The following is a 21,207-nucleotide window of genomic DNA, read 5'->3' as shown; positions in this document are numbered from 1 at the left end:
CATTACAACTCTAACTATCTCACTAAGTTTTTGCCGCCGCATCAAACTCTTTGCTGGATGCAAACAAGCTTGAGCAACCAGATGCTGGAGTTGTTAGTTTAGATTACTTGCTGTGTGGACGTTTGTCATAGAAAATCTCCTGGTGAAATACTTACAGAAGTAGTCTAGAGATGCCTCTAACTATTTAAATTTCTAATAAACGAATCCATAACTTGATGTTTAGTACCTGGATTAGTAGAGCTATTATCTAGTTATCAAACTCAAGTTCAAGTTTTTCGCGGAAATTCAGAAAAAATTTTCTGAGCAGTTTTTTGTAGAGAGTTGCCAGTTGATACTTAGTCTGGCTTTGGGCAAAGCCAGAGTGGCGTTAACCACTGCTCTCAACTTTGTAAGAGAATGCTACCCTTATCAAATATATTTTTGGTTTGGCTCTTCCCAAAAAATGGTGGGTGTTCTGCCTTTCAAGTGAAACTTAAAGGGGCTTGTATTTTATTAAGGGTTCGTGCCTTGCATCAACTTATAGTTAATTTTGGTTAAATATGAACTTTTGTAATAAGATTAAATTCCTGCGAAAATTTTAAGTTTTGGAATGATGTCACTACAGAGGCAAAAGAAGGTACGTGAAAGGGGATAATTTAAACCTAATCCCAGGCTATGATGCAGACATGATATTCCTCATATCTGAATGGTACTAAACAAAAGTACGTACCAGGGCAAAGTCTAGTGAGGTAGGTGTAGGCAAAAAACCATTAATTAGGAATTCCAGCGAAAATTTTGATTTTTGAATTGATGACATAACAGAGGCAAAAAGTAAGGTGGACGTTAGTAATACCCTAAATCAACATTCATGAAAAATCGGTACATTGCTTCCTCGCAACCAGTGCTAGAGTCACCCCTTGTTGACGTTATTAAACCATTAAACGATCTAATGCCAATCTTTCCTGCTGACTCCTTGTTGAATAAGGTTTTCCGATTTATTGAGGCAAATTATAATCAACCAATTAGCTTGTCTGATGTGGCGATCGCAGTTGGCTACTGTGCAGCTTATTTAACCGACCTAGTACGACGTAATACGGGACATACGGTAAATGATTGGATTGCCGAGCGTCGTATGGTAGCAGCACGCGCTTTACTCCTAGAAACTAACCAATCTGTGAATCAGATTGCTGAGGCAATAGGGTATCAATATGTGAGTCATTTTTTCCGGCAGTTTCGCCAGTACCACGGAACTACGCCCCAAATTTGGAGAAAGACCCAGCGAAGCTAGAGCAATAGTAACTCATAATATGCAAGTAGAGTAAAAGGCAATAAGCGCTAGATTAACTCAAACATATTGTTATTTATAGCTTTTAGTCTGTAAAACTTTAGTTGTTTTTAATGCGTCAAAAATATTCTAGTTTTTTTGCTTGTGAAGTTAGAAAAATCTATATAGCCATCCTAAATGAGTTATGACAAAATCTCAGATTCATAGAGCTTATGAAGTGAAAATTTTGGCAATAAACAGACAATTTAAATAAACTGTTGACGACACACAAAGAATGACAGAAAAAGTCAAATTGAAGCACTTCCATCGGTTATTTTACCCACCTGCCTGGTCGATCACTGCCAAAATTTCGGCAGCATTGGTTTTAGCTACGCTTATACCGATGACCTTCACCGTGTACTACAATTTGCGACAGAGCTTAGAAAGTGTCAAGGCCGGCGAATACCGCAAACTGGAATTATTAGCCACCAGTAATGCTAAACGGCTCGACCAGTTAATTATCGATATCGAGCGTGTTGTTGTCCAAATCAGTACTGATAAAGATGTGGTAAATTTTTTTGCTTCTGTCACGCCCCAGAAGCAAACAGCTTTTCGCTCCTCCATGCAACGATCGCTAGACAATGTTTTTCACTCCAACCCTGACTATGATGTTATCTATATCATGGATAGAAAGGGTCGCTGCCTCGCTGCCACAGATCCCACATTCATTGGTCAAAACTACGCCTTCCGCGAATATTTCCAACACTCACTTGGGGGACACTCTGACGTTTCTAGCCTTTTGGTTGGTACAACTAGTGGACGACCAGGCATCTACTTTTCTAATCCTGTGCGGTCTGAGGACGGCACAATTGTAGGAGTGGCAGTCTTAAAGGTTAAGGGACAGGACATCTGGGCAATTGTGAATGCGTTGCAGGCAGGCACTGGGAGCAATGCCTTCTTGGTTGACGAGCATGGAGTAATTATCAGCCACCCTGATAAATCCCTCCTCTACACTAGCCTGGCTCGCTTGCCGCTAGAGAAACTCAAGCAGATTCAGAGCAATAGGCAATATGGCCTGAATCAGATTAAAAGCTTAGAACTTTCAGAGTTAGCAAAGGTGATGGTGAGAGCCAAACAGCCTGGTCACACCAGCTATTATTCAACTCTAGAACAGATGCGCTTAATGATCGGCTTTGCCCCTCTAGACGAGGAACCTTGGGTGTTGGGAGTAAACAAACCGATCGCATTGTTTTCTGCTCCTCTTAATCGCCTCATCTGGCAAAGTATCCTGAGTTTACTAGCAGTAGGAGCGATCGCCGTGATTGTAGCACTGCTACTGGCACGGAGCATTGCCAAACCGATTCGTGCCCTCACAAAAGCAGCGCAAGCACTAGTGAAGCAGGATGATTTTGATGCTGACAAATTGGTTAAAGCCGGAAGCACAACTGACGACATCGGTCAACTGGTGCGCGTTTTTCTAGAGATGGCTCAAGAGGTGAAAGCACGAGAGCAGAAGCTTAAACAGCAAGTGAAGCAACTACACATTGAGATTGACGAAGCTAAAAGAGCTAGTCAGGTAGCCGAAATTACTCAGACAGATTACTTTCAACAGTTGCACAAAAAAGCTCGAAAGCTCAAGGCTCGAAAGGTAGAAGCTAGTGAAATGGAGATAGATTACTTCCAGCAACTATATAAAAAGGCGCAAAATCTAAAAAATCGGGCATTAGAAGCTGATTCCTGACTTTTTCCTGCCTCTTATTTTGTGCCTTTCTTTGGTCAACAAATCATATTACTAAGTATTGCACTATGACAAAAATTGTATGCGTTCACTCATTCCGTGGTGGAACAGGCAAATCAAATCTGATTGCCAACTTAGGTGCTACTATTGCCCGTAACGGACAGCGTGTAGGTATTATTGACACCGACATTCAATCACCAGGGATTCACATTATTTTTGGTCTAAATGAGGAAAAGATAAATCGCTCCCTCAATGATTACTTGTGGGGTCGCTGTGCGATTAAAGAAGCTGTCTACAATGTCAGTAACACTCTCAAAACGGAAGATCACATAGCTGTGACTCCTGACAGCCTCTATCTGATTCCCTCCAGTTTAAAGGCTAGTGAAATTTCCCGAATCCTGCGCGAGGGTTATGATGTCAGCCGACTCAACGATGGCTTTGAGGATCTGATTCGCTATCTGAATCTGGATTACCTATTGATTGACACTCACCCTGGTCTGAATGAAGAAACTTTACTTTCTATCGCTATCTCCGATATTTTGGTTGTCATCTTACGTCCAGACAACCAAGACTTTCAGGGTACAGCTGTCACAGTAGATGTAGCGAGAAAGTTGGAGGTATCCCAAATGTTATTGGTGGTCAATAAAGTGTTGCCAACGTTGGACTTCGATGCCTTACAACAACAGATAGAGACACTCTACAAGACTCCTGTAGCTGGTATTGTACCTCTTTCTGAAGAGATAGTTGAGCTAGGAAGCAGCGATATTTTCTGTCTGCGCCACTCTGACCATCCTTTTAGCCAGACAGTAAAAGAAATTGCTGCACAGATTTTCGGTGAGCAAAAGAAAGTAATTATGGGAGGTAGTCGCTCTTGAACAACCAACAGGAATTTTGTACTAGTGTATTTGCCTGCTATATGCTTTTCTTCAAATTTTCATTAATAAAACATAGGGTAACTAACCTATGACAGAAGTTCTACTTAAAGAATTAACTAACAGTGACATCAATTGGATGATTGCTACAGGTCATCAAAGAGAAATAGCAGTTGGCACTGTACTCATTCAAGAAGGAAAAGCTGTTGATTTCCTACATATTCTACTAGATGGCATTTTAACAGTTAACATCTTTCAACCAGACAATAATCCTCTAACTCGTGCTTTTGCTGCCATTGAGGGTAATGAAATCTTAAGTCGAGAGATTGCAAGATTATCAAGTGGTGAGGTAGTAGGAGAACTTCCTTTTTTAGGTACTAGCCTAATAGCTACAACCATTAAGGCTGTAAAAAAATCTCTAATAATGTCAATTCCTGTAGGAGAATTGACAGCAAAATTGCAGCAAGACGTTGGTTTTGCTTCACGCTTTTATCGAGCGATCGCAATTATGTTAGCAGATAGACTGCAAAGCATGATCAATCAATTTGGTCGTAACAGTCTAGCACAAGATCAGCCTTTGAAGGATGTGCTGTTTGTTTTAGGGGAATTATATGATAGCGACATTGATTGGATGATGGCTTGTGGAACGCCACAAAAAATTATTGCTAATACCGTACTTATCAACGAAAAAGGCCCTGTGGATGCTCTGTATATTCTTTTAGATGGAACTATGTCCTTATCTATTTCGGAAAATGAGCGTAATCCCTTGGTGCGTGCTTTTGCTGTTATGGAGGGTAATGAAATTTCTGGTAGAGAAATAGCAAGATTATCAAAAGGCGAAATCATAGGAGAAACACCCTTCATTGATGGTCGCCTTTCTTTTACAACTGTGAAGGCGGTGGAAGATGCAATTGTGTTATCGATTTCTCGACAGCAAATGGCAGTAAAGTTACAGCAGGATGTAGGATTTGCATCTCGTTTTTATCGAGTAATTGTTACTTTACTTTCCCAAAGATTACAGGGAATGTTGAGTCGGTTAGGTTATGGTAGGCGGGTTTATAGCAAAGGCTTGTCGTTGGCTGAAAATGTGAAATATGAGGATGAACTGGATATCAGTGTTTTAGACCGTGTAGCGCTGTCTGGAAAAAGGTTTGATTGGATGTTGGAACGATTAAGAGTCAATTAGCACCAGCTAAAAAAATGTATCAAAAGCGCCAGTATAGTAGCTATTCAAAATAAATCTCATACATAAGATTGCTACTTTACAGATAGATAGTTCATTTTAGTTGATACCAGGTCGTCTTACTTATTAAGTACGTATAATTGATAACACTGACAAAATAGATAATGGAAAACTGATAATATGATATCAACTCAACCTCGGACAATAGTAACTAAATCAGACATAGCAGAAATTGTTAGTCAAGCTACATTTATATGGGAACGTATCAATGATGAGCGTATCCAGATAAACGTCAACCAAATTAATGAACAGGAAGCTAATACACGCCTCGTCAACTGGTGTAAAGTTGTTGCTCAGGGAGACCAAGAAGAATACAATAAGCGCTTAGAGTGGGATGAATGGAATATTGAGAGGGTGCGTCAGATACTAGGAAGAACACCTGTCTTAAATAGTGAATCATTGCCAAATTGGGCAAACACTTTAACCGAAATTATTCGCATAGTCTCAGAATTTCACTTAAAAAATATATTGCCAAGCCCAATTGTTCCTGAAAATCCTTATCCTTTTGAAGACATACTACTACCCCTGATTTTGGTGGCGCGACAGCAATTACTCAAACGTCTGGGTTCAATTTCATTATCTTCAGAAAATTTACCATTGAAAATCCTGACTGAACCAGCTTATCTGAGTTTGGAACAGGCTTTACTCGGAAGATTGTTTAATCTCACTGCAAAAACTTTGGAGTTTGAATTTTCTCATTCTCGTCCCTTGGGACAGAACTTGCTCAACATAGTAATAAAAAAGACAAAAAGTACGTCTAGTCAAGTTAAATACAATGCTTTTGTTGAAAAATTATTGTCTGACGGATTGCTGGCGTTTTTTCAAAAATATCCTGTATTAGGTAGATTAATAGCAACAACTCTTGACTTTTGGGTAGAATCAACTGGCGAATTTTTAGAGAGACTAAATTTTGATTTACCAGAAATTCAGCATTTATTCAATCAGCAGATATCTAGCGTACTACAGGCTGATAAAGTAATAGAAGTTAAATCAACCTTATCTGATCTACACAATCAAAACCGCTCAGTTATTTGCCTAAAATTTGAGTCTGGCTTCAAGCTTATCTATAAACCGAAGAACTTAGGATTAGAAGTTACATTTCAGCAGTTTTTAGAATGGTGTAATCAACAATTTACTTCACCAAAAGAACAGGAAATCGATAATCCTAATTTAGCCTTCAAAACTCTCAAAGTTTTAAATAAGAAAACCTACGGTTGGGTAGAGTATGTAGAGCAACGTCCCTGTGCAAATGAAACAGCAGCACAACATTTTTACACACGGGCGGGAATGTTGTTGTGCCTGCTATATGTTCTGGGAGCAACTGACTGTCACAATGAAAATTTAATTGCCTGTGGCGAGCATTTAGTGCTGGTTGATATGGAAACCGTAATGCACCACGAAGCAAAATTGATGGAAGATTTTTTAGACCAAACAGCTGCTTCAATGGCAACAAATCAACTTTTTGATTCAGTCCTGACCATAGGGTTATTGCCAATGTGGCAATTTAATGAAGATAGCTCTATTGCCAGCGATTTTAGTGGTTTGGGTAGCGTTGATGTTCAGCCAGTACCAATACCGATGCCAGTCTGGAGAGACATCAACACGGATGATATGCACCAGGGGTACGAGAAGATTGACAGACCCGTTGAAGCAAATATACCTACTTTGAATGGGGTGGCACTATCGCCTAATAACTATATTGATGAGTTAGTCAGTGGTTTTGAGCAAATGTATCGCTTTCTGATTAGACAACGGGAAGCACTACTAGCACCTAATAGTCCCCTTGCTGCATTTCGTTCCCAGGATGTGCGATTCATTTTTCGCCCTACGAAAATTTATGGTATTGCTCTCAATAAGGTTATGACTCCAGAATTTCTCCGACACGGGTTGGACTGGAGCATAGAAGTAGATGTCCTGAGTCGGTCTTTTCTTAGCAGCAAGAACAAGCCCCAGGCTTGGCCAATTTTATCAGTGGAACTAAAAGCAATAGGGCAGTTGGATGTTCCTTACTTTAGCGCCCCTGCTGGTAGCGATCGCCTCACTTTTGGGCCAAAGCAAAGTATAGCTGAGTATTTTCAAGAATCCTGCTTATCCCAAGTTGTAACTAGACTGCAAAAGCTTGATGAAAGCCACTTGGCACAACAAGTGGGGATTATTCAGTTAGCTTTTTATGCTAGAGAAGCGCGAACTCTACAAGCTGAAACCAGTAACTCTACAACAGGGGAGCCAATAAACTCTGCTGCACCAATCTTGACATCAGAACAATTGCAACAGCAGGCGTTCGAGCTTGCTAGCGAAATTCAGCAACGAGCTATCAGTGGTGCGGATGGTAGCCTCACCTGGATTAGTTTGAGCTATGTTCTCAACGCCGAGCGGTTCCAACTTCAGCCTTTGGGTTATAGTTTTTACGATGGTAATTGTGGTATCGCTTTATTTCTAGCAGCTTTAGCTCATTGTACAGGGAACACCCAGTTTGGCGATTTAGCTTTGAAAGCTATACAGCCTTTACAAAAAGCTTTGCAAACATCTGATGCCCAGACGATCCAAAGTGTTGCTCTAGATATGGGAATTGGCGGTGCAACAGGACTTGGGTCAATGATTTATTCTCTGGTTAAAGTCAGCCAATTCCTAGAGTTGCCTCATTTATGTGAAGATGCTCAACAAGTTGCTAAATTGATCACACCTAGTGCGATCGCCGTTGATCGCAAGTATGACATCATTTCAGGAGCCGCAGGAGCAATTTTAGGACTGTTAGCACTTGATCAAAAAACAGAAAATCCAGAGGTTTTGCAACGAGCAATCGCCTGCGGTCAGCACTTGCTTGAGTATTGTCACAAAGCCTACATCCTGAAAACTGCAACTCCCAAACCCTTGACTGGTTTCTCTCATGGTGCGGCTGGTATCGCCTATTCACTGTTGCGACTTTATGCAGTGACGCAAGACAGTGCTTATTTAGATGCGGCTCGTAGTGCGATCGCCTACGAAAACAACTTTTTCTACCCTACTGCTAGTAACTGGCGGGAAATCATTCCCATTTATAACCCTGCCTCACCACCTGTTTTTTGGACAACTTGGTGTCATGGCTCTCCTGGCATTGCTTTGGGACGATTAGGGGGTTTATCGATTTATCAGACACAAGAAATTCTCAACGATATAGAAGTAGCATTACAAACTACTCAGAAGAATGGTTGGCAGAACATAGATCAACTCTGCTGCGGTAATTTGGGGCGTGCAGAAGTAATGTTAGTGGCAGCCCAAAAGCTTAATAGTCCCCAATGGTATCAATCCGCTCAAGAACTAGCAGCTATGACAGTGCAACGAGCAACACAAACAGGGAATTATGAGTTGTTTGGCAACTTGCCTAAATCTGTGTTTAGTCCTTGTTTCTTCCAAGGTTCTGCTGGTATTGGTTACCAATTATTGCGGTTAGCCTTCCCAGAAATCTTACCTTCTGTACTACTTTGGGAATAAAATCGCCACACCAACTTCCTCCTCGTCAGGACAGAAGTAATTCCATTATTAGATTCCGGAAAATAGTGGATAATACAAAATATTTTATCAGAGTAATGAGTTTAATTTTGCAAATATTTTAGAGTCAAACTGGCTGCTGATTAAAGAAGAAATAACCTGTCTGCAAAAAACTTTTCTTAGTTACAATAATTACCCCAAATAGCTTAGATTATGAAACAACTAAAAATATATATTGATTAGTGAATTAGGTAAAAATGGAGAAAATTGACTTAACTATTTGTCAATAAATCCTTGCTAATCTGTTGTGTTCTTGTCACAAATAAATAACAATCATAGCTTGATAATAATTGCTTGTTCTTGGTTTTTTAAACTTGCCTTATTTTTTATGGCAAGTTTTTTTCTTTTCTATAAATTACCAAACTAAAAATATCCTCTAATTTAACTAAAAAAATGTGATTGTTTGAAATAAATACGCAGATTATTATAAAAATATGAGCAAAAAAAAGTATAACTTTTCAGTAAAAGTTGTCTTGATAATGCTCTAATTAACAATATTTGAACATGAGGAATTGACAATCATGAGTAAGGAAAATCTCGAACAGTTTTACATCTTTGTTGAGAATAATCAACAACTGCAAGAGCAGCTAGGACAAGCTGAAAACCCACAAAGCTTTTATGAAAAGGCTGTGCAGTTGGGTCAAGAGAATGGCTATTCTTTCACGGTTCAAGAAGCTGAAGATTTTATTAGCCAAAAAGCTCAACAAGGTAATGCCGAACTTAGCGACCAACAGCTAGAAGCTGTGGCTGGTGGAAAAGGAGGTTGTCCATTAGATACTAAATTCACATTTTGTCTGCTGATTAGCAGCTGTTTGGGTAGTAAGTGTTAAAAGTCAACTTTTGAGCATAAGCAATTAGCAATAGGCTTATCTGCAAATTAAGTTACAAATCTTATAAATCAAGGTTTAAAACCTAATTTGCGATAAGTCTAATTATGAGCAATAAAAATATAGAACAGTTTTACATCATTGTCCAAAAGTTCGTAGCGAAAAAAATTGTTCTGTATCAAACCTCTGCGTTCTTATGAAAGTTCTATTCACCCTTGGTATTGGCAAAAAAGCCATCTATCTAAGGAAGCCTGAGCTTTTGATTTCTCTGGAGCGCTAAACTCTGCGTCCCTACGCAGCAGGAAGCCGAAACGCCTATGCGTTGAAATTTCAACTCTCAATTCGCCACGAATTTATGCAAAGTTGTACTAAGGTTTTATTAAACCTAAAAATTTGTGATTGTTTAAGTCTATGAAATTTGAGGTTGACTTGCTTACGAAAGAAGAATGTTTAAAGGTTCGTTCGACAGTACACGAACTCAAAGAATTCTGGATTCCCAGACATCACACCCTACCTTTTTACACATTAGGATTAGCAAGTCCTTATGATGTACCTAAAGATAAACAAAGCTACTATAAGCAAGCAAAACACTACAATTCCATTCTGCGCGAACATTTAGGATGGTTATATGAGCGGTTAACAGATACTCTTAAAAAGTTTTTGCAAGCGCCCACATCCTACCCAGACAATTTAGCGTTACCTGGTTTTCATATCTTTTTGGCAGATAAAGCATTTGAGCAACCAATGGGCACAGTTCATTGTGACAAATCTTATATGTTCCATTGGGATTCTTCAGAAAAAGTAGACTTTAACAATCCCATTTCTTTCACCCAAACAGTTAGTCTACCGAAATATGGTGCAGGAATATATATGTGGGATTTGCAATATGACGAAGTTAAAGGACTAGAACACCAAGAAATTGAGCAATTAGCAAGTAGGAGAAAAAAGAGTTTTCATCCTTACAAAAGGGGTGGACTGATATTGCATTCTGGACATATAGTTCACCAAATTGCTCCAATAAAAAACTTACAACCAGAAGATGAGAGAATTACTCTTCAAGGACATGGTGTATTTTATCAAAATGCTTGGCAACTCCATTGGTAAGAGGTAGCAAATGTATACACTTAATATTCTCAAAGATTCAACAGCAGCTAAATATGAAAATTTGACATTTCCTAGCTTCCGGTATTTCCTGCGGAATATAGGTTCAGAAAAATCTTTGATTGCGATCGCGGCTTCTTATCTAGAGCAACCTATTGGTTTAGCATTTGGTGAAATCAAGCAGAATGATAACTCTGGCGAGGTTTACTCTATATTTGTTGAACCTCAATATCGTTGTACTGGGATAGGAACAAGTTTACTTATCCGTTTAGAAGAAGAACTGCGAGGGAGAGGATGTACAAAAATTAACTTGGTCTATATGACTGGAAAGCCTACAACGCTTGCTTTAGAACGCCTGCTAGAAAAATGCAACTGGACACCCCCCCAACCCCGGATGTTGGTATGCAAGGGTAATGCAGAGACAATAATGGAAGCTAACTGGATGAAGAAATACAGCCGCCTTCCTTCTTCATATAGCATCTTTCCTTGGGTGGAAATTACTAAACAAGAGCGAGAAATAATTCAAGAGCAGATGAAAGCTCAATCATTAATTGCTAAAAATTTGACTCCTTTTCAATACGAAAAGCATTTAGAGCCATTAAATAGTTTAGGTTTGCGTTACCAAGGACAGGTAGTAGGATGGGTAATTAATCATCGTATTTCTTTAGACACTATCCGCTACACCTGTTCTTTTGTGAGAGAAGATTTGCAGAAAATGGGGAGAGTTATTTCCTTATATTCTGAGGCTGGTAAGCGTCAAGTTAAAGCTAAAATTCCTAACGTTATTTGGACTACCCCATTCATACATAAGCCTATGGTAGATTTTATTAAGCATCGGTGGACACCTTATTTGACTTCTATTACCGAAACTAGAGGTACTATTAAAGAATTAAAATAGAAACCATAGCATAATGTTTATAATTCCTTATTAACCCAAGTTGCTAGTTATCAAAAAGTGCTTACTTTTAAGTAAATAATTTACTTTTTTAAGATTAATGAGTACTTAAAAATTGGGTTTTGGTATCTAAAACAATACTGTTTATGGACACTAGCTAGTAACTCACTTTATTAAAATTCTGAATAAAAAATAAATTTTTTAGGAAGTTATGAAGTATTAAATTATTATTATTTGCGAAAAAATATGCATCTGTTTATTTTTTATTTTAGATGAGAAATCAAAAAATGCAAAAAATATTATGCTTAACTAAATCTTTGAACAAAAAATACTTATATTGATTTAATAGATGATTATAAAAATCATATTTTTCAGTGATAAAAGTGTGCAATATGTCATGTGATTCAGCAGCTAATTTATACAGTGAACTCTTTAAAACTACACTAGAGCATTGTCAGCGAGGCTATGCAAAACCTATTAAAACTACAACAGATAGTGCTAACAAATTAGTCGAAGAACAGTTGCTAAGATTAATTACAACACGTTTGCCGCTCACAGACCAAAAGCTCATGGGTAAGTTTGGGAATGCTCGGTTTCAAGGTTTGAATGCTGTACGCCAAGGAAACCTAATGACAGCTGAGTGTGCATTTGCAGAAGCGCGTGTACCCTTACAATTAAATAAACTTTCTTTGGAGGGCAGTTTACTTTACGAGTCTTTACTAGAGCAGTCAGAATCCTACCTTGATTATCGCCGTGGTGATTTTGATAAAGCTCGTAACCGAATCTTTAAAGCGATCGCCAATGATGTGGTTTTGGAATCACAATATGGCTACGATATTCTTTTCCTACATCGCATCCACCTCGCTCATAATCTTGTGCGAATCGATGCACAACGCACCTGCTTTGAAAACGCTCTTGAGCTAGCCTGTCAGATTCTCAGCTATCTTGAAGGAGTATCGGAGGTTTTACCAATTTCAGGTATTTGGGGTTATGAACGTGTAGCGCGTCAATCCCCAGAGCTTGTCGCTATTATGTTTGCAGAAGTCACCAGTGAAATCGCTATTATCTTAGCAGGACAGAACCGTCAGTTGGCGCGTCATTTGTTTGCGGTTACTTTCGCTCATCTGCACTTACAAACTAATCATAACCGTCACTGCCACCTGCAAGCTTGCGTTTGGTTGCTTATTAAACAAGCATTCGTAAATAACGATTTTGCCACTTTTCTAGAACGTGCATCCGACTTCCTGGCTTTTGGACGCGCTGATACACCATTACTCTGGTACGCAACTGTCATCGATTTGATTACTCTGTGGGATGAGCTTGCTCTACCTGACTCAGAATTAATCAGACTAGAAGTCGCCAATATGGCTACATGGGAAAAACTGCCTCAAAAGTTTTCCTCTTTACTCTGCGTCTGTACAAATACTGAGGCAGCATAGAAGTTAGATATATTCAATCATCCCTAGCTAGCAAAAGTACTGTTAACTTAAACAAAAATGTTACGCCAGAAGCAAAGCCTATTTCGCAAAGAATCTCTAGAGCGTCTATCATCTCCTGAAAGACTAGACCAACTGATGCACGTAGTGAGTCCTAGAAGTTGGCTACCTTTAGTCGGCTTGGGTTCTGTAATAGGTGTCGCCCTGATCTGGAGTATTTTTGGACGCATTCCAATCACTGTTGAGGGGAAAGGTGTACTGATTTTTCCACGTCAAGTTGTACCAGTACAATCTAAAAGTTCAGGGCAATTACTTGCTCTGAATATCAATGTTGGGGATGTCGTTAACAAGGGAGATGTAGTGGCAACGGTTGACCAAGTTGACCTGCGTAAGCAATTACAATTAGCACGTGGCAAACTAGTCCAATTAGAGGATCAGGATCGCAATGCAAGTTTGTTACAAGGGCAGCGTCAGCAGCTTGACATAAAGGCAACTCAAGAGCAACGCCAAACTCTTGAGCAAAGATTAAAAATTGTCCAGGATTTGACACCTGTGTTGAGGGACAAAGGGCTGGTGTCAATCGGGCGCGATCGCCTAAACCTACAACGACGCTTGCAAACACTCCAAGGGCTGCTTCCTACTCATAAAAAGAGACTAGAAAACCGCCAGAGGCTGTTAACACAGGGAGCGATTCCTGATGATGTAGTGTTGGAAGCGCGGCAACAATACGATGATGCCCGTGCAAACATCGATGAAGCTGAATCTCAGTTGAAACAACTAGACATTAAGGAAGCAGATGCACAACAACAATACCTTTCCAACTTGAACGAAATCAAAAACATCCAAGCCCAGTTGCAAGAACAAAATAGTAAAGCAGCCAGCCAAGCTCAACAAGACCTGCAAATTGCAACTACCCGCAAAAACGAGATTCAAGAACTTAAACGAGAGATTGCCAAACTCCAACAGCAACTAGGCGATAACACCCAAATTATTAGTCAATATAGCGGACGTATTCTAGAAATCACACTCACACCTGGACAAGTTATCAGTGCAGGAACTCGCCTAGCAACCATAGAAGCTGAGAATCCTAAGAGTAAATTAGTTAGCGTTATGTATTTTCCAGTTTCGGATGGCAAGAAAATTCAACCAGGGATGGCAATCCAAATTACCCCTCAAACCGTTAAAAGGGAACGTTATGGCGGCATTGTTGGCAATGTCACTAGCCTCTCAAAATTCCCAATTACAAAAGAGGCAGCGGCTTCGGAGGTAGGCAATTCAGAAGTGGTAGAAAGTTTAGTATCTGAAAAACAGGAAGCTGTGATACAAGTATTATCTAATCTAGAGCTAGATTCCAGCACCCCCAGTGGTTATAAATGGTCTTCCTCCACTGGGCCGCAGTTGAAAATTTCTTCTGGGACTACTACTGTAGCGCGAGTCAAGGTGGAAGAACGCGCTCCCATCACTTATATATTTCCTATTTTGAGGTCTTTAAGTGGTATCTACTAACCCGATAGTAAAACCAATTAATCTTTGGCAGGACTTGCAAGCACTGTTAACAAGTAGAGGTATGCGCGTCAAGACACCCACTCTGCTGCAAATGGAGGCAGTAGAATGTGGTGCTGCTGCTATGGGAATTATTCTCGGTTACTACGGTCGGATAGTACCACTCCCCCAACTGCGGCGAGACTGTGGAGTTTCCCGTGATGGTTCTAAGGCATCAAATATCCTTAAAGCTGCGAGAAATTATGGATTCCAGGCTAAAGGCTTTAAAAAAGGGCTAAAGCAACTCCAAGAACTACGCCCTCCCTATATTGTTTTCTGGAACTTTAACCATTTCATTGTAGTAGAGGGGTTTCGCCAACAGCGAGTTTATCTTAATGACCCGGCTACGGGGCCGCGTCGTGTATCCTTAGAAGAATTTGACGAAGGGTATACTGGAGTAGTATTGGTCTTGGAACCAGGCTCAGAGTTTACTAAAGGTGGTCGCAAACCTAGCATGATCCTCTCTCTGTCGTCACGACTGAGTAGTGCTGTTGGTGCTTTAGTTTACTGTTTAGTTGCGGGATTTTTCTTAACTTTAGTTGGGTTGGCAGTACCCGTCTTTAGCCAAGTGTTTGTAGACGACATTTTAGTACAGCAACGGCATGACTGGCTGCGACCACTGCTGTTAGCGATGGCGATCGCCACTGTACTCCAAGGGTCGCTAACGTTACTGCGGTTGCGCTACCTGCGCCGCTTGAAAATCAAATTAGCTGTTGGGATGTGCAGCCGCTTTCTCTGGCACATCCTACGTTTACCTATAAGTTTTTACGCCCAACGATTTGCCGGAGAAATCAGTAACCGCACTACTCTCAATAATCAAATAGCTGATGTCCTGTCAGGAAAGTTGGCAACTACTGGCATTGATGCAGTAATGGTAATTTTTTATGCTCTGGTCATGCTCCAATATGACTGGGTGTTGACGTTGCTTGTAGTTAGCTTTGCCGCAGTCAATGTCTTAACCTTACAGTGGATTTCTCGCCAGCGTGTAGATGCTAATCAACGATTGATCCAAGAATATGGTAAAGCTGCTGGCTTATCCATAGCTGCACTTCAAACCATAGAAACCTTGAAAGCGTCGGGGTTGGAATCAGATTTCTTTGGTCGCTGGTCTGGCTATTACACTAAAGCTATCCAATCCCAGCAGGAACTGGGAGTGGCTAACCAAACATTTTCTGTATTACCTACGCTTTTGTCGGCGCTTTCTTCGATGCTATTGTTGGTTGTAGGTGGTTTACGCGTTATGGATGGGCATCTCAGCATTGGGATGCTTGTAGCCTTTCAAGGTTTGATGCAAAGTTTCCAGATGCCTGTAAACAATCTTGTCAGCTTTGGTAGTACGTTGCAAGAACTAGAGGGCAATCTGATTCGCCTGGATGATGTTTTAGACAACCCTGTAGACCCGCAAGTAGAAACTAAAAGCGAACAACCAGATGATGTGATTCAATTTGCATCTTCGCGTTTACAGGGGTATGTGGAGTTGCGAAACATCACATTTGGCTATAGCCGCCTCGACTCTCCAATGATTGAAAACTTTAATCTCTCCATTAAACCTGGTCAAAGAGTTGCCTTGGTAGGTGGGAGTGGTTCTGGCAAGTCTACCATTGCCAAGCTGGTCAGCAGGCTTTATGAACCTTGGACAGGAGAAATTCTCTTTGATGGTATACCTAGACAACAGATTTCACACCAAATACTAACTAGCTCTGTGGCTCTGGTAGAGCAAGATATCCTACTGTTCGGTGGCACTATCAGAGACAATCTTACTCTCTGGGATGCGACTATACCAGACAAAAATCTCATTCAAGCTTGTCAAGATGCAGCTATTGACGATGTGGTTTTCTCCATGTCTGGGGGATTTGAGTCCGAACTGATAGAGGGTGCTGCAAATTTAAGTGGGGGTCAGCGACAACGGTTAGAAATTGCTCGTGCTTTGGTTAATAACCCCGCAATTCTGGTTATGGATGAAGCCACCAGCGCTCTAGATGCCGAGACAGAACAAATTATTGACCAGAATCTGCGGCGACGAGGATGCACTTGCATTATTGTCGCACACCGCTTAAGTACGATTCGAGACTGTGATGAAATCATCGTCCTAGAACACGGAAAGGTGGTACAACGAGGTACTCACCAACAATTGTGGCAGGCGGAGGGTGTGTACTCGCGGTTGATTCGCACTGACAAAGAAGCGCTTTCAGAAATTCAATAATTAAAACAGCGATTTCTTATTGGAGCTAAGGGACAATGCAGGGGCAAGTTTACAGTATAAAAGGCAATGAGCCGATCCTGCTAGATGACTCGCAGACGGTTTGGGTAGTCCAGTCTGGCTGTGTGGCATTGTTTGCCGTCACAGTTAAAGATGGTGTAATTGAAGGTACACGACGTTATCTGTTCAGTCTTAACCAGACGGCAGCTCTGTTTGGAACTACTATCAACTTTTATGGTCAGTGTCGTCAATTTTTAGCAGTTCCAATGGGGGAAACAGAATTGCTCAAGTTAGATCCGCAATGTTTCAGCGAGTTAGTAGCCAATGAAGATGCTAAGGTAATTACTTGGATAGATAATTGGATGGAAAATATTGCTACTGCCCTCTCCCACGTTGCTACTCCCGCAATTCAGGTTAAAGCTGAGGGACAGGCACGATTTTCTTTCAACCAAGGTCAGACTTTTCAACCACAATCAGGTGTAGTATCTTGGGTAGAGCTTGAGCAAGGCACTGTTCGCTGGCTAGGGTTTGAAGAATTAACCCTAAGAGCCACAGCAATCATTCCCCTTAACGATAAAATGTGGCTAGAAGCAGTGGAGGGAGTGCAGCTTGCCACTCAAACTACTAGAGAATTCCTCAACCCAAATAATATTCTGGCAGGACTATCCCAACTTCACAATCAATTCCTGCACGCCATTGAACTTTTAGATCGATCACAAACAGAGGCGGAACTGATGCGGTTGCGCGATCGCCAACGCCTCAACCGTCAAGTTACAGCAGAAGCTTTAGGAGAACTAGCATCGACTCTCAATTCCCAGGACGGAGACTTTTTCAATGAGGGAACACCTTTATTGGTTGCTGCTGGTGCGGTAGGTAGGGCTTTAGGAGTGAAAATTCGCCCCCCCGCTCGTTCCGAAAACCTTCAGCGAGTCAAAGAGCCACTGGAAGCAATTGTACGCGCTTCCCGCATCCGGATGCGACGCGTATTATTGCGGGACAACTGGTGGGAGAGGGATTGTGGGCCACTAGTTGCCTACACCCAATCAGAAAACCGACCAATAGCCTTATTACCAGTTTCTAGTAATCGCTACGAACTCTTTGACTCGGTAGAGCAAACCCGCTCTCCTGTAGATCAGAGCCAAGCTTTAACACTAGCGCCCATAGCTTATGTATTTTATCGGTCTTTACCTGATCGGGCGCTCTCAGCTTTGGATCTCCTGCGATTCGCCCTTAAAGGACGTGTTAGGGAACTGCTTGTTATTTTCTTTACTGCTGTTGTCGTTACCCTGTTGGGTATGCTCACACCCCAAGCGACTGCCATTTTAATGGATAACGCGATTCCAGATAGCGACAAAGGGTTATTGTTGCAAGTCGGCTTGGGACTGATGGTTGCGGCTTTGGCGACAGCAGTTTTTCAACTGGCTCAGGGGTTTGCTCTGCTGCGGATAGAAACTACTGGCGACGCCTCGACTCAAGCAGCTGTGTGGGATAGACTGCTAAATTTATCAGTATCTTTTTTCCGTCAGTACACTACAGGGGATCTTCAATCCCGCGTTTCCTCAATTAGTACCATCCGGCGTCAACTTAGTGGTAGAACCTTAATTAATCTGATTACCAGTTTGTTTGCATTGTTTTATCTAGGACAATTATTTTACTACAACTTCCAATTAGCCTTAGTTGGCGTGGTTGTGGCTATAGTTGCATTCACCTTCACCACAATTTCTAGTATCCTCCTGCTGCGTTATGTGCGTCCCTTGTTAGAATTGCAGGGAAATATTTTTGGACAGACGGTACAGCTAATTAATGGCATTTCTAAACTCCATGTTGCAGGTGCTCAGGAGCGTGCTTTTGCTTTTTGGAGTAAAAATTACAGTCGCCAAATTAAGCTGGAACTCGGTAAACAACAAGTCGAAGATGCTGTGGCACTTTTCAACACAGTCATGCCTACAGTGACTTCTGGAGTTCTGTTTTGGTTTACTATGAGCCTACTAGAAAAACCTCAAACTTCAGGAGGGATAACATTGTCCCTTGGCACTTTTTTAGCTTTCAATACAGCCTTTAGCAACTTTATTCAAGGCACGACAGGCGTCAGCAATACAGTTACTGAAGTTTTGCAGGTCATTCCTGAATGGAAACGCACTCAGCCAATTATCTTAACTATACCAGAAGTGGATCTCACTAAGGCTGACCCTGGTAGACTCTCTGGGAAAATTACTGTCGATCATCTGACTTTCCGCTACCGCAGTGACGGTCTCCTGATACTGGATGATGTGTGCATCTCTGCACAGCCTGGTGAGTTTATTGCCTTAGTAGGCAGCTCTGGTAGCGGAAAATCGACCATCCTCCGATTACTACTGGGATTTGAGACTCCGCAAGTAGGTAGTATTTACTACGATGGTCAAGATTTATCTGGGTTAGATGTGGATGCGGTACGCCGACAATTGGGGGTTGTTTTACAAAATGGTCAACTCAACTCAGCTTCTATTTTTGAGAATATTGCAGGCGGCGCTCAGATTACTTTAGATGAAGCCTGGCAAGCGGCGCAAATGTCGGGATTTGCTGACGATATTACCGCCATGCCAATGCAAATGCATACTGTGGTGAGTGAAGGAGGGGGTAATCTTTCTGGAGGGCAAAGACAACGGTTATTGATTGCTCGCGCTCTAGCATTAAAACCCCGTATTTTGTTATTTGATGAAGCTACAAGTGCGCTCGATAACAGAACCCAAGCAATTGTCAGTGAAAGTTTAGATAAACTACAAGTTACTAGAATTGCGATCGCTCATCGACTTAGCACTATCCGCAACGCTCACCGCATTTATGTACTCCAAGCTGGCCGGGTTATACAACAGGGAACTTTTCAAGAGCTAGCTGCTGTTGAGGGACTATTTGCCCAGTTAATGGCTCGGCAAATGGCGTAGTTAGTGACTTCCAGAAAATAAACTATTCTATTAGCAATAATGATAATCATTTGAAGGAGGGATGAAGGGGCTGCCGTCGGCAGCCCCTTCATCCCTCCTTTTGTAGTAAATTGAATAATGACTGAGTTTTTGAGTTTTTGACTGTGGCAACTAGGTAAGGAATATATTTGAAATTTTAATTCGGGTGACCACTCAAAGAGATAGTATTAAAAACACGACTAAAGTAAAAATACGACTAAAATGTTAAAAAATGTTCCAACTAGTAATGATATTCGTTACCATTTGGAGAAATATTCAGACCTTCTTTCATTGGAAGAGGCTTTAAATATAAATATTGTACTCAGCCTATTTTACGTTTTTTTAGGTTGAGCTACTTATCCCTCTTCATCATTTTCCGAGCAGCTAATCTATGAAAGCTTTATCAGTCGGTCAATACAGGCTTTCCTATTATAAAAAATAGGTCTTGTATTTGTTATTAGAAAAGAATGGCGCGATGCCTACGGTGCGGCGAAGCCATCACTTGCTATATAGAAGCTCTAGAAATCAGAAAAGCCAAATGTTTTCGGAGAGTGACACAAGAGGGTTATTTGTCGACGCTTTTTCCAAAAACTGTATCAAAAAGTACAGCTTTACCGACAAAATTAGGTTTACAAGTATTCATCATAGAGCGATCGCAGAACTTTTCGGTCTACTAAGCTTGGCTATTACTATACCTTTGTTTAAGTTCCTATGTTACTTTTTTATCCCTACTTTAATGAAACGAATATACATGCTAATTGTGAATAGAGCAAAATAATTTAAATTAATGGCAGTTTTCACTAATACATCTTCGTGAATCATGGTTGCTCTCATTTGCTGGAGACAATTGCATTGGGCAGAGTATGCAGCAGAACTTTTAGGAACTGCCCTGCTGGTTTTTGTAGGTTTGAGTGCTGTCGTTTTCAACTTTAGTGCAGGCTTGCCAATGGAACATTGGATTCCTGATCGCAGTTTTCGTCTACTATTGACTGGGTTGATGTTTGCAGGTACGGGATCGTTGATTGCTATCTCACCGTTAGGCAAACTTAGCGGGGCGCACATCAATCCTGCTTTGTCACTCGCATTTTGGGTACGTGGAAAAATGCACCGTATAGATTTTGTAGGATATGTCTTTGGGCAGTTTCTTGGTGCGATTTTAGGAGCCACAGTTTTAATTGGTGTTTGGAAAGAATACGCTACCAACCTTAAAAACGGCATGACGTTACCAAGCAATAGCTATTCCCTTGGCGTTGTCTTCTTTGCGGAAGTTAGCATGACCTTCTTGCTTGTTTTCGCCATTTTTATTTTTCTCAGTCAGTATCGGCTACTACGGTGGACACCTTTAATGACATGGCTGTTGGTGGCAACAATGGTTTGGTTAGAATCACCAATTTCTGGTACGAGTCTCAATCCTGCCCGTAGCTTTGGGCCTGCATTCGTTAGCGGTAATTGGCAGGATCAATGGATTTATGGCATTGCCCCTTCATTAGGCTCCTTACTTGCAGTAGGAGCCTTTAATTTTTTAAAGGTGATTGGGGCACATAAGCAAGATATTTTGACCTGCAAGCTGTTTCACGTACCTTACTACCGCAGCATTTTCAAGAACGTCAGCGCACCTTGCGGCAGAGAATCTCATTCATAAA

General features: G+C 41.0%; 13 protein-coding genes and 1 pseudogene. All 14 read left to right on the top strand.

Annotation, left to right across the window (positions count from 1 at the left end):
- The first annotated feature begins 847 nt into the window (after positions 1–847).
- The 14 genes and pseudogenes from V7L20_RS18275 (at position 848) to V7L20_RS18215 (ending at position 21,206) form a co-directional block, all read left to right on the top strand.
- Positions 848–1,267 carry a helix-turn-helix domain-containing protein gene (locus V7L20_RS18275; RefSeq protein WP_334745445.1) on the top strand — a complete coding sequence of 140 codons (420 nt, stop codon included), beginning with the start codon at positions 848–850 and terminating at the stop codon, positions 1,265–1,267.
- 271 nt (positions 1,268–1,538) lie between these two features.
- The gene (locus V7L20_RS18270) at positions 1,539–2,984 is read left to right on the top strand and encodes a cache domain-containing protein (protein ID WP_334745444.1); all 1,446 of its coding nucleotides are present in this window, start codon (positions 1,539–1,541) and stop codon (positions 2,982–2,984) included.
- Positions 2,985–3,049: 65 nt separating this feature from the next.
- On the top strand, positions 3,050–3,856 hold the full coding sequence (locus V7L20_RS18265; RefSeq protein WP_334745443.1) for a MinD/ParA family ATP-binding protein: 807 nt from the start codon (positions 3,050–3,052) through the stop codon (positions 3,854–3,856).
- An 88-nt stretch (positions 3,857–3,944) separates the two neighbouring features.
- Positions 3,945–5,039, top strand: coding sequence for a cyclic nucleotide-binding domain-containing protein (locus V7L20_RS18260; protein ID WP_334745442.1), 1,095 nt, complete (start codon positions 3,945–3,947; stop codon positions 5,037–5,039).
- A gap of 177 nt (positions 5,040–5,216) precedes the next feature.
- Entirely contained in the window at positions 5,217–8,567 is a 3,351-nt protein-coding gene (locus V7L20_RS18255; protein WP_334745441.1) for a type 2 lanthipeptide synthetase LanM family protein, read from the top strand.
- 578 nt (positions 8,568–9,145) lie between these two features.
- Positions 9,146–9,454 (top strand): Nif11-like leader peptide family natural product precursor, encoded by a 309-nt coding sequence (locus tag V7L20_RS18250; protein ID WP_334745440.1) that lies wholly within the window; start codon positions 9,146–9,148, stop codon positions 9,452–9,454.
- A 426-nt stretch (positions 9,455–9,880) separates the two neighbouring features.
- On the top strand, positions 9,881–10,555 hold the full coding sequence (locus V7L20_RS18245) for a hypothetical protein (RefSeq protein WP_334745439.1): 675 nt from the start codon (positions 9,881–9,883) through the stop codon (positions 10,553–10,555).
- 10 nt (positions 10,556–10,565) lie between these two features.
- On the top strand, positions 10,566–11,450 hold the full coding sequence (locus V7L20_RS18240; RefSeq protein WP_334745438.1) for a GNAT family N-acetyltransferase: 885 nt from the start codon (positions 10,566–10,568) through the stop codon (positions 11,448–11,450).
- 389 nt (positions 11,451–11,839) lie between these two features.
- Entirely contained in the window at positions 11,840–12,886 is a 1,047-nt protein-coding gene (locus tag V7L20_RS18235) for a hypothetical protein (RefSeq protein WP_334745437.1), read from the top strand.
- Positions 12,887–12,943: 57 nt separating this feature from the next.
- Positions 12,944–14,389, top strand: coding sequence for an NHLP bacteriocin system secretion protein (locus V7L20_RS18230; RefSeq protein WP_334745436.1), 1,446 nt, complete (start codon positions 12,944–12,946; stop codon positions 14,387–14,389).
- A 61-nt stretch (positions 14,390–14,450) separates the two neighbouring features.
- Positions 14,451–16,628: an NHLP family bacteriocin export ABC transporter peptidase/permease/ATPase subunit gene (locus V7L20_RS18225; RefSeq protein ID WP_442943577.1), complete on the top strand. Its 2,178-nt coding sequence runs from the start codon at positions 14,451–14,453 to the stop codon at positions 16,626–16,628.
- A 35-nt stretch (positions 16,629–16,663) separates the two neighbouring features.
- Positions 16,664–19,546, top strand: a complete 2,883-nt coding sequence (locus V7L20_RS18220) for an NHLP bacteriocin export ABC transporter permease/ATPase subunit (protein WP_334745434.1) — start codon at positions 16,664–16,666, stop codon at positions 19,544–19,546.
- A gap of 157 nt (positions 19,547–19,703) precedes the next feature.
- Positions 19,704–19,873, top strand: a pseudogene (locus tag V7L20_RS32765) (ISH3 family transposase); the annotation flags it as partial.
- A 511-nt stretch (positions 19,874–20,384) separates the two neighbouring features.
- On the top strand, positions 20,385–21,206 hold the full coding sequence (locus V7L20_RS18215) for an MIP/aquaporin family protein (protein ID WP_334745433.1): 822 nt from the start codon (positions 20,385–20,387) through the stop codon (positions 21,204–21,206).
- Position 21,207 lies beyond the last annotated feature (1 nt).

The sequence above is a fragment of the Nostoc sp. genome, assembly GCF_036916735.1.
Taxonomy (GTDB): Bacteria; Cyanobacteriota; Cyanobacteriia; order Cyanobacteriales; family Nostocaceae; genus Nostoc.
This window is presented reverse-complemented; position numbering and strand designations above follow the sequence as displayed.

Bases quoted from the DNA above. Each gene is read 5' to 3' on its own strand.
- V7L20_RS18215 (WP_334745433.1), top strand. From the start codon at position 20,385: ATGGTTGCTCTCATTTGCTGGAGACAATTGCATTGGGCAGAGTATGCA.
- V7L20_RS18255 (WP_334745441.1), top strand. From the start codon at position 5,217: ATGATATCAACTCAACCTCGGACAATAGTAACTAAATCAGACATAGCA.
- V7L20_RS18260 (WP_334745442.1), top strand. From the start codon at position 3,945: ATGACAGAAGTTCTACTTAAAGAATTAACTAACAGTGACATCAATTGG.
- V7L20_RS18235 (WP_334745437.1), top strand. From the start codon at position 11,840: ATGTCATGTGATTCAGCAGCTAATTTATACAGTGAACTCTTTAAAACT.
- V7L20_RS18265 (WP_334745443.1), top strand. From the start codon at position 3,050: ATGACAAAAATTGTATGCGTTCACTCATTCCGTGGTGGAACAGGCAAA.
- V7L20_RS18275 (WP_334745445.1), top strand. From the start codon at position 848: ATGAAAAATCGGTACATTGCTTCCTCGCAACCAGTGCTAGAGTCACCC.
- V7L20_RS18250 (WP_334745440.1), top strand. From the start codon at position 9,146: ATGAGTAAGGAAAATCTCGAACAGTTTTACATCTTTGTTGAGAATAAT.
- V7L20_RS18225 (WP_442943577.1), top strand. From the start codon at position 14,451: ATGCGCGTCAAGACACCCACTCTGCTGCAAATGGAGGCAGTAGAATGT.
- V7L20_RS18230 (WP_334745436.1), top strand. From the start codon at position 12,944: ATGTTACGCCAGAAGCAAAGCCTATTTCGCAAAGAATCTCTAGAGCGT.
- V7L20_RS18270 (WP_334745444.1), top strand. From the start codon at position 1,539: ATGACAGAAAAAGTCAAATTGAAGCACTTCCATCGGTTATTTTACCCA.
- V7L20_RS18220 (WP_334745434.1), top strand. From the start codon at position 16,664: ATGCAGGGGCAAGTTTACAGTATAAAAGGCAATGAGCCGATCCTGCTA.
- V7L20_RS18240 (WP_334745438.1), top strand. From the start codon at position 10,566: ATGTATACACTTAATATTCTCAAAGATTCAACAGCAGCTAAATATGAA.